This is a genomic window from Polaromonas sp. (assembly GCF_031411155.1).
GTDB lineage: Bacteria > Pseudomonadota > Gammaproteobacteria > Burkholderiales > Burkholderiaceae_C > Polaromonas.
Window position 1 is genome coordinate 1 of the sequence record NZ_JANOAL010000050.1, and the last position, 13969, is coordinate 13969.

A 13969-nucleotide genomic window follows, 5' to 3' on the forward strand; every position below is an offset into this window, starting at 1 on the left:
TTCAGGTGCTCGGGCGCTGGCGCGTAGCCAATGGCCGATTCACCGCCTTCAAACCGCTCCAGCGCAAAGCCGAGATGCGTGACAAACGGGATTTCTGCGCCGAAGTTCATGGCAAATTCCAATCTAGCCGCCGGTGACTACTGATACGCCGCCATCAACGGCCAGCCATTGCCCAGTGATGTGCTTGCCTGCGTCCGACGCATACAGCACGCACAGGCCCTTGAGGTCTTCGTCATCGCCCAGGCGGCCCAGCGGCGCGTGGGCGGCGAGCTTTTCTTCGCCCATGGCCTTCAGCGTGCCCTGCGTCATCTTGCTCGGGAAGAAGCCGGGGCAGATGGCGTTGACGGTGATGTTGTAGGCGCCCCATTCGCAGCCCAGCGCGCGCGTGAAATTGACGACCGCGCCCTTGGAGGTGTTGTAGGCCACGGTGGTCATTTCGCGCGGGTTGCCGCCCAGCCCGGCAATCGAGGCCACATTGATGATGCGACCGGATTTGCGCGCAATCATGCTGTGCTTGGCGATGTGCTGGCTCAGGATGAAGTAGCCGCGGATATTGAGGTTCATGACCTTGTCCCAGGCCTCGACCGGGTGGTCTTCGGCCGGCGCGCCCCAGGCGGCACCGGCGTTGTTGACCAGAATATCGACATGGCCGAAGCGCTTGATGGTCTCGTCGGCCAGGGCCCGGATGTCGGCTTCCCTGGCGCAGTCGGCGGCGATCCAGTCGACGTCGATGCCGGCGGCCTTCAGCTCGGCGGCGGCTTCGATCAGGTCTTCGGCCTTGCGCGAGCTCAGCATGACTTTGGCGCCCGCTTCGCCGAGCGCCTGCGCCAGCTGCAGGCCCAAGCCGCGCGAGCCGCCGGTGACGAGAGCGGTTTTGCCTTTGAGGTCAAACAGTTGCTGGATGGTACGGGTCATGCGGTGTCTCCTGTAGTTTCGTAATCCAGCACGCTGCGGCTCTCGCGCAGGGCGCCCAGGCCACTGCTGACGTGCTGGTGATGGGGGTGATTCTGGTAGGCGGCCAGGGCTGGGCTGTCCTCGAATACCGAGTAAAGCACAACATCGCAGCTGGCTTCCAGCCCGGCTGTCCGGATGGCGACTTCAAACGCCAGCATGCCCGGCACCAGCTGGCTGCAGCTGTCGAGTTGCGCCTTGAAATGCGGCGCGTCATCGGCATTTTTAAGCTTCCACATCACGATATGTTTGATCATGGTCCCACCTTGATTTTTGAACGTACATAAATCAGCACAAAGCCGGCTGCCGCCACCACGCCGCCGCCGACCACCAGCGACCAGCCGATGGCGTCGTCGGTGCGCTGGACCGACAGACCCAGCACCAGCGTCAGCAACCCGCCGTAGATCAGCACCCAGATCAGGGCCTGCAGGCGGGCCACGGTTTTATTCGAAGCGGGCTCGGACGAGGGTTTGAAAAAAGCCATTAAAACGCCTCCTCGGGCAAGTCGGCGCAGGTCAGGTCGCGGTTTTCAACGACCTTCAGCCAGGCCGCCACCTTGGGCAGCTCATAGTGGTAAAAATAGCGTGCGGCCCCCAATTTACCTGTGGTTGCAGCTATTGTTTTTGTAGCATCCCGCTTTAGCGCAGCGAGCGCCACATCAAGCCAGATCCAGGCCAGCACGGTGTGGCCAAAGGCCTGCATGTAAGGCACCGCATTGGCCAGCGCGTCGCCCGGCTGGCCGGTGGCCCAGGCCGCCTTGGTGGCGCTGCCGACCCGCTGCAGCGCCTGGGCCAGCGCATTGGCATGGGCGGCCAGCTCAGGCCGCTGGATGGCGCGCTCGACGGTGGTGTTGATTAGCGCCGCCAGCAGCTGCAGCCCCCTGCCCCCTTCCATCAGCACCTTGCGGCCCAGCAGGTCCAGCGCCTGGATGCCGTGGGTGCCCTCGTGAATCATGTTGAGCCGGTTGTCGCGCCAGTACTGCTCGACTGGAAAATCACGCGTGTAGCCATAGCCACCGTGCACCTGAATCGCCAGTGAGTTGGCCTCCAGACACCATTCGCTCGGCCAGCTTTTGGCAATCGGCGTCAGCACCTCCAGCAGCAGGCGCGCATCGTCGGCGGCCTGGGCCTCGCCGGTATGGTGTTCATCGACCAGCCGGGCGCAGTACAGCTCGAGCGCCAGCGCGCCCTCGCAGTAGGCCTTTTGCGCCAGCAGCATGCGTTTGACATCGGCGTGCTCGATGATGCGGATTTGCGGCTGGGTCGCATCCTTGCCCACGGCACCTGTGCCGTTTTTTGATCCTCCGCCGATGGGCCGGCCCTGCGGCCGGTTTTTGGCGTAGTCCAGGCTGGCGTAATAGCCGGCCATGCCCAGCATGGTGGCGGCCATGCCGACGCCAATGCGCGCCTCGTTCATCATGTGGAACATGCAGCGCAGGCCTTCGTGCGGCTGACCCACCAGGTAGCCGACGGCGCCCGCCTCGCCCTTCACCGGATACTTGCCTTCGCCAAAATTGAGCAGGGTGTTGGTGGTGCCGCGCCAGCCCAGTTTGTGGTTCAGGCCCGCCAGCGCCACGTCGTTGCGCACGCCGGTCAGCTCACCCTGTTCATCAACGAGCTTTTTGGGCACGATGAACAGCGAGATGCCGCGCGTTCCCGCAATCAGCTTGCCGTCAGGCCCCGGTATCTTGGCCAGCACCAGGTGAATGATGTTGTCGGTCAGCTCATGCTCGCCGGCCGAAATCCACATCTTGTTGCCCTTGAGGCGATAGCGTGGGCCTAGCGGGTCGCTTTCAAAACCCTCGCCATCCGGCACGGCGCGGGTCGTCACATCGCTCAGCGACGAGCCCGCCTGCGGCTCCGACAGGCACATGGTGCCCGAAAAGCGCCCCGAAAATTCGTTCTTGGCAAACACCTCTTTTTGCGCGTCGGTGCCGTGCACCATCAGCAAATTGGCATTGCCGGTGGTCAGCAGCCCTGAGCCTATGCTGACCGACGCCATGGCAAAAAAGGCGTTGGCGGCCGCTTCCACCGTGTAGGGCAGCTGCATGCCGCCCATGGCGTAGTCTTGCGCGGCGCTAAGCATGCCCGAGGCCGCATAGGCCTTTTGCGCCTCATGCGTCGCCTGCGGCAGGATCACCTTCTCGCCATCAAAATGCGGTTCCTGCGTATCGACCGTGCGGTTGAACGGTGCGTATTTCTCGCGCGCAATGCGCTCGCAGGTGTCGAACACCGCGTCAAAGGTTTCGCGCGAGTGATCGGCAAAGCGGCCGCGCTGGTTCAGCGATTCGGCCTGGAGCCAGTCGTAAAGCAGGAAATCAAGGGTGGGCCTGAGGCTCATGGTGCGGGGTGACTTCCAAAAGGGTTATTTCGATGCGTCCCTGGCCGGCAGCAGGTTGATCGTGCCCTGGGCCACGGCGCAGAGTTTTTCCTCGCCGTCCAGCTGCACAAAAACGTCACAGCGGCAGACCGCCTGGGTTTTGCCAGCATACACCGCCTCGGCCCGCGCGATCAGCCGCTGCCCAATGGCGGGCCGGACATAGTTGATCTTGAATTCAGAGGTCACCACCGCAAAGCCCAGCACAGAACCGCCGGCGTAGGTCAGTGCGTTGTCAGCCGCGTAACTGACCACGCCGCCGTGCACAAAGCCGTTTTGCTGAAGAATGCTGCCGGTGACCGGGATCTGCAACTCGCAATGGCCGGGCGCCAGCGCATGCAGCTCGGCACCAATCCGCACGCTGAAAGGCTGCAGGGCCAGAAACGCCCGCCCTTTCTGAAGGAGCAGGGTTTCGTTCATGGTGTTTGCAGGTCGTTAAAAAACTTGAAGGGCTTAAAGGACTTCAAAAACACCCGCAGCACCCATGCCGCCACCTATGCACATGGTCACGCAGACGCGCTTGGCGCCGCGGCGCTTGCCTTCGATCAGCGCATGGCCGGTCAGGCGCTGGCCCGTGACACCGTAGGGGTGACCGACGGCAATCGCGCCGCCATTGACGTTGAGCTTGTCCATCGGGATGCCGAGCTTGTCGGCGCAGTACAGCACCTGCACGGCAAACGCTTCGTTGAGTTCCCACAGGTCGATGTCGCTGACCTTCAGGCCCAGCTTGGCCAGCACCTTTGGAATGGCGAATACCGGGCCTATGCCCATCTCATCGGGCTCGCAGCCAGCCACCGCAAAGCCGAGGAAACGGCCCAGCGGCCTCAGGCCTTTTTTCTCGGCCACGGTTTCGTCCATCACCACCACGGCGCCGCCGCCGTCCGAGAACTGGCTGGCGTTGCCGGCTGCAATCACGCCACCGGGAATGGCCGGCTTGATGCCGCTGATGCCCTCCTTGGTCGTGCCGGCGCGTATGCCTTCGTCGTTGCTGACGGTCACCTGTTTGGTGCTCAGGCCCATCAACGGATCAGCGACGCCCATGGTGACGGTAATCGGTGCGATTTCGGCCTCGTACAGGCCTGCGGCCAAGGCAGCGGTGGCTTTCTGCTGGCTCATGGCGCCGTACTCGTCCATGCGGTCACGGGAGATCTCGTAGCGCTTGGCCACCTGCTCGGCGGTCTGCAGCATGTTCCAGTAAATCTCGGGCTTGTTCTTGGCCAGCCAGTCTTCACGCAGCATGTGGGTGTTCATCTCCTGCTGCACGCAGGAAATGCTCTCGACGCCGCCGGCCACATAAATGTCGGCTTCATGGGCGATCACGCGCTGCGCCGCCAGCGCAATGGCCTGCAGGCCCGAAGAGCAAAAGCGGTTCACCGTCAGACCCGACACCGTGACCGGGCAGCCGGCGCGCAGCGCAATCTGGCGCGCAATGTTGGCGCCGGTGGCGCCTTCAGGCGTGGCGCAGCCGATGATCACGTCATCGACTTCGGCGGCTTCAATGCCGGCGCGCTTGATGGCGTGTTCAACCGCATGGCCGCCCAGGGTGGCGCCGTGCGTCATGTTGAAGGAACCCTTCCAGCTTTTGGCCAGGGGCGTGCGGGCGGTGGAAACAATTACAGCTGAGGTCATGAAAATCTCCGGAATTGGGGGGTTGCTTGGGCCTTGATGGGCGAATCAGTTGAAGGTTTTGCCTTCGGCGGCGAGCCTGGCCAGCAAGGGAGCGGGCTTCCAGAAATTGGCATCGTCCAGCGGATTCTGCGCAAAGCGGTGCATGCTCTGGACCACGTTGAACAGCCCCACCTGATCGGCATACAGCATGGGGCCGCCGCGGTAGATGGGGAAACCGTAGCCCATCAGGTAGACCATGTCGATATCGCTGGCCTTCGAAGCAATGCCCTCTTCCAGAATGTGGGCGGCCTCATTGACCAGCGCATAGACCAGGCGCTGCACGATTTCCTCGTCAGAAATCTTGCGCGGCGTGATGCCCAGCGAGGCCCGGTGCGCTTCGATCATCTGCACCACTTCGGCATTGGGAATCGCATCGCGCTTGCCGGGCACGTAGTCGTACCAGCCGGCGCCGGTTTTCTGGCCAAAGCGGCCTTTCTCGCACAGCAGATCGGCGGTCTTGCTGTACTTCATGTCGGGTTTTTCGGTATAACGGCGCTTGCGAATCGCCCAGCCGATGTCGTTGCCGGCCAGGTCGCCCATGCGGAACGGACCCATGGCAAAACCAAACCTCTCAATCGCCTTGTCCACCTGCGCGGGGGTGCAGCCTTCGTCGAGCAAAAAACCACCCTGGCGGCCGTACTGCTCGATCATGCGGTTGCCGATGAAGCCGTCGCACACGCCTGACACGACGGCCGTTTTCTTGATCTTTTTGCCCAGCGCCATCACGGTGGCCAGCACGTCCTTGCCGGTTTTTTCGCCGCGCACCACTTCGAGCAGCTTCATGATGTTGGCGGGGCTGAAAAAGTGGGTGCCAATGACGTCCTGCGGCCGCTGGGTGAAGGCGGCAATCTGGTTCATGTCCAGGGTCGAGGTGTTGGAGGCGAGAATTGCGCCGGGTTTCATCACGCGGTCCAGTTCGGTAAAGACTTTTTCCTTGACGCCCATTTCCTCAAACACGGCCTCGATCACCATGTCGGTGTCTTTCAGGTCGTCGTAGCTCAGCGTGGTGCTCAGCAGGCTCATGCGCTGCTCGTACTTGTCCTGCTTGAGCTTGCCCTTTTTGACCTGGGCTTCGTAGTTTTTGCGAATGGTGGCCATGCCGCGGTCCAGCGCTTCCTGCTTCATCTCCAACATCTTGACCGGAATGCCAGCGTTCAAAAAATTCATTGAGATGCCGCCGCCCATGGTGCCGGCGCCAATCACGGCCACCGACTTGATCTCGCGTTTTGGCGTGTCTTCCGGCACGTCAGGAATCTTGGAGGCGGCGCGCTCGGCCATGAAAATATGGCGCAGTGCGCGGCTCTCGGTCGTCCACATCAGGTTGATGAACAGCTCGCGCTCAAACAGCAGGCCGTCTTCAAACTTGCGCTGGGTGGCGGCTTCCACCGCGTCCACGCATTTCAGCGGCGCCGGAAAGTTCTTGGCCATGCCCTTGACCATGTTGCGGGCAAAACCGAAATAGGCGTCGCCGTTGCGGTGCTTGCAAGGCAGGTTGCGCACCAGCGGAATCGGCCGCGTGTCGGCAATCGACTGGGCAAAGGCCAGCGCCTCGTCGGCCAGTGCCTCGGGCGAGCTGGCCATTTTGTCAAACAGTTTCTGGCCCGGAATCATGGCCAGCAGCTCGCTCTTGACGGGCTCGCCACTGACAATCATGTTCAGCGCCACCTCGACGCCGACCGCGCGCGGCAGGCGCTGGGTGCCGCCTGCACCCGGCAGCAGGCCGAGTTTGACTTCAGGCAGTGCCACACTGCAACCGGGTGCCGCAATGCGGTAGTGGCAACCGAGTGCCAGTTCCAGCCCGCCGCCCATGCAGACCGAATGAATCGCGGCCACCACCGGCTTGGCGGAGTTTTCAATGGTGCGGATCACGCTGTGCAGATTGGGCTCGGACAGCGCCTTGGGCGTGCCAAATTCCTTGATGTCGGCGCCGCCCGAAAACGCCTTGCCGGCGCCGGTAATCACGATGGACTTGACGGCCGCATCGGCATTGGCCTGTTGCAGGTTGTCGGTCAGGCTCAAGCGGGTGGCATGGCCCAGGCCATTGACGGGCGGGTTGCTCAGGGTGATCACTGCGACCGTGCCGTGGACTTCGTAATGGGTTGTCATTGAGGTTCTTTCCTTGAAGGTTCAGGGTTGAAGTTTCAGTGTTGTCGACCGGAACGCATGAGTGTGCATCCACCGGCAAAATAGTACGACCGTTCTTTTCTGATTGTAGAGAGTCCTGAGGACAGCACAAGGGCAATCAGCGCCGGCTTGTCCCTACGGTGACAAGCCGGCAACTTTTTTACACTTCCAGCCATTCCTTGCGGGTGTAGGCGTCGGCCCGCAGGCTGTCGGGCGTGCCCTGAAACACGATGCTGCCATGCCCCATGACCAGCGCCCGGTCGGAAATCGCCATGGCAATGGTCAGCTTTTGCTCTATCAGCAGCACCGAGATGCCCTTGGCCTTCAGCGTTTGCAGGTACTGGCCCACCAGCTCCACGATTTTCGGCGCCAGGCCTTCGGTCGGCTCGTCAATGATGATCAGGTCGGGGTCACCCATCAGGGTGCGGCACAGCGTCAGCATTTGCTGCTCGCCACCCGACAGCACGCCGGCCTCGGTGTGCTGGCGCTCCAGCAGGCGCGGAAACATGGTGTACATGTCGTTGAAGGTCCAGCGCGATTTCTTGCCCGCGCCTTTTTGCCCCAGCAACAGGTTTTGCTGTACCGTGAGCTTGGGGAAGATATCGCGGTTTTCGGGCACATAGCCAATGCCCAGATGGGCAATCTGGTAGGCCTTTTTACCCACGATTTCACCCTCCTTCCAGCGGATGGAACCCTGGCAATCGACCAGGCCCATGATGGCCTTGGCGGTGGTGGAGCGGCCCGAGCCATTGCGGCCCAGCAAGGCGACGATCTCGCCGGGATGCACGTCAAACGAAACACCGTGCAAGACGTGGCTTTTGCCGTAGAAGGCGTGAAGATTGTTGATGTGCAACATGGTCAGTGGCCTCCCGCCTGGGCATCGGCGACCGAGGAACCAAGGTAGGCTTCCTGCACCCGCTGGTCGGCCCGCACGGCTTCGGGGTGATCGTAGGCAATGACTTCGCCATACACCACCACGGCAATTTTGTCGGCCAGGCCAAACACGACGCCCATGTCATGCTCCACCGTCAACAGGGTTTTACCCACGGTGACTTCCTTGATGAGGCTGATGAAGCGACTGGTTTCGGAGCGGCTCATGCCGGCGGTCGGTTCGTCGAGCAAGATCACGCTGGCGCCGCCCGCAATGGTGATGCCGATCTCCAGCGCGCGCTGTTCGGCATAAGTCAGGTTGGTGGCCAGCACGTCTTTTTTCTTGTCGAGCTTGATCATGCGCATCAACGCTTCGGCCCGTTCATTGGCATCGTCCAGGTCGGCCAGAAACTTCAGAAAAGTATATTTGTAGCCCAGGCTCCAGAGCACGCCGCAGCGCAGGTTTTCAAACACGCTGAGCTTGGGGAAAATATTGGTGATCTGAAAACTGCGCGACAGGCCCATGCGGTTGATTTCAAACGGCTTTTTGCCGTCAATGCGCTGGCCATTGAGCAGCACTTCGCCGCTACTGGGTTCAAAGCGACCGCTGATCAAATTGAACAGCGTCGATTTGCCAGCGCCGTTGGGGCCGATGATGGCCACGCGCTCGCCTGGCTTGACGGCCAGATTGGCGCCGCGAATGATTTCGGTCTTGCCAAAGCTCTTGCGAAGGTCTTTCAGCTCAAGCGAGTATGGGGCCCCCACGCTTCTCACGCCGTGTAATGCGCTGCCCCCCGGGGGGGCCGAACTTGCTCGGGGCGGCCCTTCGCTGCGTTCGCTGGCATTCATAGCGACTCCCTTCGCTTGATCTCTTTTTCAATCTCATTCTGGATTTGGCCCCATTGCAACAAAAACTGCCTGCGGGTCAGCTCAAACAGGCCCAGCCCCGTCACCAGCACAAAGCCCGCTCCAAACCAGCTGTTGAGGCTCAAGGCATTGAGCCGGATGCCCATGAAGCCGAGTTCGGCGCCCAGGGCCGCGTTGAGCTGCAGGTGGTAAATCATTTCCACCATGGCGGCCGCGCCGGCCAGCGTCACCAGCGCCGTCACTGCCAGCCCCAGGTAAGACACCCACAGCTGCCTGAGCTTGCCGAAAGCGGCCACGCGCAGGTTCATCATGATCAGGCTGGCCAGGCCGCCCGGCGCGTACATCACCATGAACAGGAAAATCAGGCCCACATACAGCAGCCAGGCCATGGACAGCTCTGACAGCAGAATCAGCGCCAGCACCAGCAAGGCCGCGCCTATGATGGGGCCAAAAAAGAAGGTGGCGCCGCCGAGAAAGGTAAACAGCAGCAGGCTGCCGGAGCGCACACCGCTGACCACTTCAGCCGTGACGATTTCGGAGTTGATGGCGGCCAGGCCGCCGCCAATACCGGCAAAGAAGCCGGCAATGATGAAGGCGTAATAGCGCACCCGCTGGGTGTTGTAACCGATGAATTCAACCCGCTCGGGGTTGTCACGCACGGCGTTCAGAATCCGGCCCAGCGGCGTTCGGGTGAAGGCAAACATGGCGGCGGTGCAAATAAAGCAATACACCGCGATCAGGTAATACACCTGAATCTGCGGCCCGAAGCTGATGCCCCATACCGGCTTGCCGTAGGCCCGGTTGGTGGTGATGCCGCCCTCGCCGCCAAAAAACTCGGGAAACATCAGCGACATGGCAAACACCAGTTCGCCCACGCCCAGCGTGATCATGGCAAAGGTGGTGCCAGCCTTTTTGGTCGTCACGTAGCCCAGCAGCGCAGCAAAAAACAGTCCTGACAAACCGCCGACCAAGGGAATGAACGGCAGGGGAATGTAAAAAACACCGCGGGCGGCCAGGTTCATCGCATGAACCGCCAAGAAGGAACCCAGGCCCGCATAGACCGCATGGCCGAAACTGAGCATGCCGCCCTGCCCCAGCAGGATGTTGTAGCTCAGGCAGATGATGACCAGGTAACCGGCCTGCGACAGCATGGTGAGCGACAGGCTGCTTTTGAACATCAGCGGCGCGGCCAACAGCAGCAGCGCGTAAAGCGTCCAGATCAGCCAGCGGCCGATGTTGTAGGGTTGGAATTGGTGGAACTGGCTTGACATGATCTGGCCTTACCCTTCCCGCGTGCCGAGCAGGCCTTTGGGCCGGAAGATCAGGATCAGCACCAGAAACAGAAACGGCAGGATGGGGGCCACCTGGGAAATCGTGAGCTTGAGCAGCGGGTAGCCAAAGGTTTCGGGCGTGACGGAATACTTGAACTGCGCCAGCAAGGTCATCAGCGACTGGTCCATGGCCACCGCAAAAGTCTGGATCAGGCCAATCAGCAGCGAAGCCAGAAACGCCCCGGTCAGCGAGCCCATGCCACCGACCACCACCACCACAAAAATAATTGCCCCGACCGAGCCGGCCATCGCGGGCTCGGTGACAAAGGTATTGCCGCCAATCACACCCGCCAGACCGGCCAGCGCCGCGCCGCCGCCAAACACCAGCATGAAGACACGCGGCACGTTGTGGCCCAGCGACTCGACCGTTTCCGGGTGCGTCAGCGCCGCCTGAATCACCAGGCCAATGCGGGTGCGCGTCAGCAGCAGCCAGATGCTGAGCAGCATCAGCATCGAAATCAGCATGATGAAGGCGCGCGATTTCGGGAAGTTGGTGCCAAAAACCGTGAACAAAGGCCCCTGCAATCCGCTGGGCAGCACGTAGTTGACGGCAGAACGCCCCCAGACCAGCTGCACCAGCTCCAGCAACAGGTAAGACAGGCCAAAGGTGATCAGCAGCTCGGGCACATGCCCAAACTTGTGGACCCGGCGCAGGCAGAAGCGCTCGAACGCTGCCCCGATCACAAACACCAGCAGGGGCGCCACCAGGAGCGACCACCAAAAGCCGATCACCTGCGAGGTGCTGTAGGCAATGTAGGCGCCTACCATGTAAAAGGAAGCGTGGGCAAAATTAAGCACGCCCATCATGCTGAAAATCAGCGTCAGGCCGGAGCTGAGAATGATCAGCAGCAGTCCATAGCTCAGGCCATTGAGCAGCGAGATCGTGAAAAATTCCAGATTCATGGAGGCGTGCCTGACGCTAAGAATGGTTGGACAACTGCATAACCGGAATGCCTGCCTGCAAGCGCAAGCCCGCATAAAAAAAGGCCCGAGGACTGGTCGGGCCTTGCGCCTTGAAAGCTCAACGTGGTCAGTGTCAGTGCATTACGAGGGGCGCTTCATCTGGCACGAGGTGGGCGTGCTGGCCACGTAGGGCTCGTAGTATTTCACCGGAACAAAGGTATAGCCAGAGCCTTCGGCGTCATAGCTGTATTTGCCACCGGCTTTTTCCCAGCGGTCAATGTACAGCCCCTGCTGCAGCTGGTGATCGGTCTTGCGCATTTCCACATCGCCGTTGAAACTCTTGAAGCGCATGCCTTCCATGGCCTTGGCCACCAGGGCGGGTTCGGTGGATTTCGCCTGCGCCATGCCTTCAGAGAGGATGGTGAACGCATGGTAAATCGCACCGGTGTAGAAGTCATCGTTGAACTTCTTGCGGTAGTCCACCTGGATCTGCTGAATTTCACCGCCCATGTTGAGGTGGTTGTAAGCCACCATGTAAACCCGGCCCGCTGACGCGGCGCCCATGGCGGTTGGCGTTCCGGTCACACCCGCGTAGTAGGTGTAGAACTTGACGTTGTTCAGGCCTGCTTCGTTCGCGGCCTTGATCAGCAGGGTCAGGTCGGAGCCCCAGTTGCCGGTGATCACGGTGTCGGCGCCGGACTGCTTGATCTTGGCGATGTAGGGTGCGAAATCGCGCACCTGGGCCAGCGGGTGCAGGTCTTCGCCCACGATCTGGATGTCAGGACGCTTGCTGCCCAGATTGGCCTTGGCAAACTTGGCCACCTGCTGGCCGTGCGAATAATTCTGGTTGATCAGGTAGACCTTCTTGATGTCGGCCTGGTCCTTCATGAAGGCGGTCAGCGCTTCCATTTTCATGGAGGTATCGGCATCGAGGCGGAAGTGCCAGTAGTCGCACTTGCTGTTGGTCAGGTCTGGGTCCACCGCGGCATAGTTGAGAAACAACACCTCCTTGCCCGGATTGCGCTCGTTGTACTTGGACAGCGCATCGATGATGGCCAGCGCCGGACCGGAACCGTTGCCCTGCACCACGTAGCGCGCGCCCTGGTCAATCGCCGACTTGAGCGCGTTGGTGGTTTCCTGCGGGCTCAGCTTGTTGTCGATGCCGATGATCTCGAACTTCACGCCGGCCTTGTTCTTCTGGCTGAAGCGCTCGGCCAGAAACTGAAAGCCCTTGAGCTGATTGGTGCCCACGGCAGCCATCAGGCCGGACAAGGGGTCTAACCAGGCAATTTTGACGGTCTGGTTCAGGTTGACGGCGGCGCCCGCTGCGGGCGCAGCCATGGCGGCCTTGGCCGGTGCTGCCGCGGGCCTGGCAGGCGCCTGGGCCAGCGCCATGCCGGTGTACAGCAAGGCCGAGGCGGCCACCGCCATACCCAGCTTGCGGCGCGCAAAATATGTCTGGCTTGTCATCCCTTGTCTCCTGAAAATAGTGAACGGGCAAATCAACTGAACTGCAACCCGGCAAAGGTTAGGGCAAACCATGCTGCACTGCGTCAGGGAATGCCCTAGCCAATGTCTCCCGCGTGACTGGGTGAATGACTCAGGACTGAGGCAGCTGGTAGTCCTTGAGCAGTTCGCGAAGTTTGGTCTTCAGGATCTTTCCGGTCGCGCCCAGCGGAATCGCCTCGACAAACACCACGTCATCGGGGATTTGCCATTTCGCCGTCTTGCCCTCGTAGAACTTGATGAGTTCTTCACGCGTGACGTCCATGCCCGGCCTTTTGACCACGGCAATGATGGGCCGCTCATCCCACTTGGGGTGCGCCACGCCAATGCAGGCCGCCATGGCCACGGCCGGATGCGCCACCGCAATGTTTTCAACGTCAATCGAGCTGATCCACTCGCCGCCGGACTTGATCACGTCCTTGCTGCGATCGGTGATCTGCATATAGCCGTCCGCGTCAATCGTGGCCACGTCACCGGTCGGGAACCAGCCGTCCACCAGCGGGTCGCCGCCTTCGCCCTTGAAGTATTCGCGCACCACCCATGGGCCCTTGACATGCAGGTCGCCATAGGTCTTGCCGTCCCACGGCAGCTCCTTGCCTGCCTCATCCACGATCTTCATGTCAACGCCGTAAATCGCCCGCCCCTGCTTGAGGCGAATCTTCATTTTTTCGTCTGCAGGCAGGCCATCGTGCTTGTTCTTGAGGGTGCACAGCGTGCCCAGCGGACTCATCTCGGTCATGCCCCAGGCATGCAGCACCTCGACGCCATAATCATCATTGAAGGCCTTGATCATGGCCGGCGGACAGGCCGAGCCGCCAATCACCGTTCGGCGCAGGGTGGAAAACTTCAGGCCGGCAGGCTTCATGTGGCCCAGCATCATTTGCCACACGGTGGGCACGCCCGCCGCGTAAGTGACCTTTTCCCCCTCGATCAGCTCGTAGACCGATTTGCCATCCAGCGCCGGGCCGGGGAACACCAGCTTGGCGCCCGTCAGCGCCGCCGAGTACGGAATGCCCCAGGCGTTGACGTGAAACATCGGCACCACCGGCAAAATCGCGTCGCGCGCCGACATGCACATCACGTCGGGCAAGGCCGCCGCGTAGGCATGCAGGATGCTGGAGCGGTGGCTGTACAGCGCCGCCTTGGGGTTGCCCGTGGTGCCGCTGGTATAGCACATGCTCGATGCGGTGTTTTCGTCAAAGCTGGGCCAGGCATAGCTGGCCGATTGCGCCCCCACCCAGCTTTCGTAGCTTTGCAGGTTGGGAACGCCGGAGTCAGCGGGCAGCTTGTCGGCGTCGCACAGCGCGATGTAGTGCTTGATGCTGGGGCAACGGCCGTGCACGGCCTGCACCAGCGGCAGAAAGCTCAGGTCA

The 13969-nt window shown here is 61.4% G+C and carries 13 protein-coding genes; all 13 read right to left on the reverse strand.

What is annotated here, in order from left to right; all coding sequences use genetic code 11:
* Positions 1–123: 123 nt before the first annotated feature.
* A complete protein-coding gene (locus RMO23_RS02715) occupies positions 124–915 on the reverse strand; it encodes an SDR family oxidoreductase (RefSeq protein WP_309678560.1) in 792 nt (263 codons plus the stop codon).
* A complete protein-coding gene (locus RMO23_RS02720) occupies positions 912–1208 on the reverse strand; it encodes a Dabb family protein (RefSeq protein ID WP_309678561.1) in 297 nt (98 codons plus the stop codon). The genes RMO23_RS02715 and RMO23_RS02720 overlap by 4 nt, the downstream gene beginning before the upstream one ends.
* Positions 1205–1435: a hypothetical protein gene (locus RMO23_RS02725; protein ID WP_309678562.1), complete on the reverse strand. Its 231-nt coding sequence runs from the start codon at positions 1433–1435 to the stop codon at positions 1205–1207. The genes RMO23_RS02720 and RMO23_RS02725 overlap by 4 nt, the downstream gene beginning before the upstream one ends.
* Positions 1435–3291, reverse strand: a complete 1857-nt coding sequence (locus RMO23_RS02730; protein ID WP_309678563.1) for an acyl-CoA dehydrogenase — start codon at positions 3289–3291, stop codon at positions 1435–1437. Before RMO23_RS02730 ends, RMO23_RS02725 begins: the two co-directional genes overlap by 1 nt.
* A 24-nt stretch (positions 3292–3315) precedes the next feature.
* Entirely contained in the window at positions 3316–3747 is a 432-nt protein-coding gene (locus RMO23_RS02735; RefSeq protein WP_309678564.1) for a PaaI family thioesterase, read from the reverse strand.
* Between the two features lie 33 nt (positions 3748–3780).
* Positions 3781–4956, reverse strand: coding sequence for an acetyl-CoA C-acyltransferase (locus RMO23_RS02740; protein ID WP_309678565.1), 1176 nt, complete (start codon positions 4954–4956; stop codon positions 3781–3783).
* A 45-nt stretch (positions 4957–5001) separates the two neighbouring features.
* Positions 5002–7101, reverse strand: coding sequence for a 3-hydroxyacyl-CoA dehydrogenase NAD-binding domain-containing protein (locus RMO23_RS02745; protein ID WP_309678566.1), 2100 nt, complete (start codon positions 7099–7101; stop codon positions 5002–5004).
* A 178-nt stretch (positions 7102–7279) separates the two neighbouring features.
* Positions 7280–7975 (reverse strand): ABC transporter ATP-binding protein, encoded by a 696-nt coding sequence (locus RMO23_RS02750; protein ID WP_309678567.1) that lies wholly within the window; start codon positions 7973–7975, stop codon positions 7280–7282.
* A gap of 2 nt (positions 7976–7977) precedes the next feature.
* Entirely contained in the window at positions 7978–8754 is a 777-nt protein-coding gene (locus RMO23_RS02755; protein ID WP_309678568.1) for an ABC transporter ATP-binding protein, read from the reverse strand.
* A gap of 80 nt (positions 8755–8834) precedes the next feature.
* Positions 8835–10127: a branched-chain amino acid ABC transporter permease gene (locus RMO23_RS02760; RefSeq protein WP_309678569.1), complete on the reverse strand. Its 1293-nt coding sequence runs from the start codon at positions 10125–10127 to the stop codon at positions 8835–8837.
* A gap of 9 nt (positions 10128–10136) precedes the next feature.
* Positions 10137–11090 carry a branched-chain amino acid ABC transporter permease gene (locus tag RMO23_RS02765; protein ID WP_309678570.1) on the reverse strand — a complete coding sequence of 318 codons (954 nt, stop codon included), beginning with the start codon at positions 11088–11090 and terminating at the stop codon, positions 10137–10139.
* A gap of 141 nt (positions 11091–11231) precedes the next feature.
* Positions 11232–12431, reverse strand: coding sequence for a branched-chain amino acid ABC transporter substrate-binding protein (locus RMO23_RS02770; protein WP_309678572.1), 1200 nt, complete (start codon positions 12429–12431; stop codon positions 11232–11234).
* A 259-nt stretch (positions 12432–12690) separates the two neighbouring features.
* A partial coding sequence (locus RMO23_RS02775; RefSeq protein WP_309678571.1) for an AMP-binding protein occupies positions 12691–13969 on the reverse strand: 1279 nt, incomplete at its 5' end.

Bases quoted from the DNA above. Each gene is read 5' to 3' on its own strand.
- RMO23_RS02760 (WP_309678569.1), bottom strand. From the start codon at position 10,127: ATGTCAAGCCAGTTCCACCAATTCCAACCCTACAACATCGGCCGCTGG.
- RMO23_RS02715 (WP_309678560.1), bottom strand. From the start codon at position 915: ATGACCCGTACCATCCAGCAACTGTTTGACCTCAAAGGCAAAACCGCT.
- RMO23_RS02745 (WP_309678566.1), bottom strand. From the start codon at position 7,101: ATGACAACCCATTACGAAGTCCACGGCACGGTCGCAGTGATCACCCTG.
- RMO23_RS02730 (WP_309678563.1), bottom strand. From the start codon at position 3,291: ATGAGCCTCAGGCCCACCCTTGATTTCCTGCTTTACGACTGGCTCCAG.
- RMO23_RS02725 (WP_309678562.1), bottom strand. From the start codon at position 1,435: ATGGCTTTTTTCAAACCCTCGTCCGAGCCCGCTTCGAATAAAACCGTG.
- RMO23_RS02740 (WP_309678565.1), bottom strand. From the start codon at position 4,956: ATGACCTCAGCTGTAATTGTTTCCACCGCCCGCACGCCCCTGGCCAAA.
- RMO23_RS02770 (WP_309678572.1), bottom strand. From the start codon at position 12,431: ATGGCTGCGCCCGCAGCGGGCGCCGCCGTCAACCTGAACCAGACCGTC.
- RMO23_RS02720 (WP_309678561.1), bottom strand. From the start codon at position 1,208: ATGATCAAACATATCGTGATGTGGAAGCTTAAAAATGCCGATGACGCG.
- RMO23_RS02750 (WP_309678567.1), bottom strand. From the start codon at position 7,975: ATGTTGCACATCAACAATCTTCACGCCTTCTACGGCAAAAGCCACGTC.
- RMO23_RS02735 (WP_309678564.1), bottom strand. From the start codon at position 3,747: ATGAACGAAACCCTGCTCCTTCAGAAAGGGCGGGCGTTTCTGGCCCTG.
- RMO23_RS02765 (WP_309678570.1), bottom strand. From the start codon at position 11,090: ATGAATCTGGAATTTTTCACGATCTCGCTGCTCAATGGCCTGAGCTAT.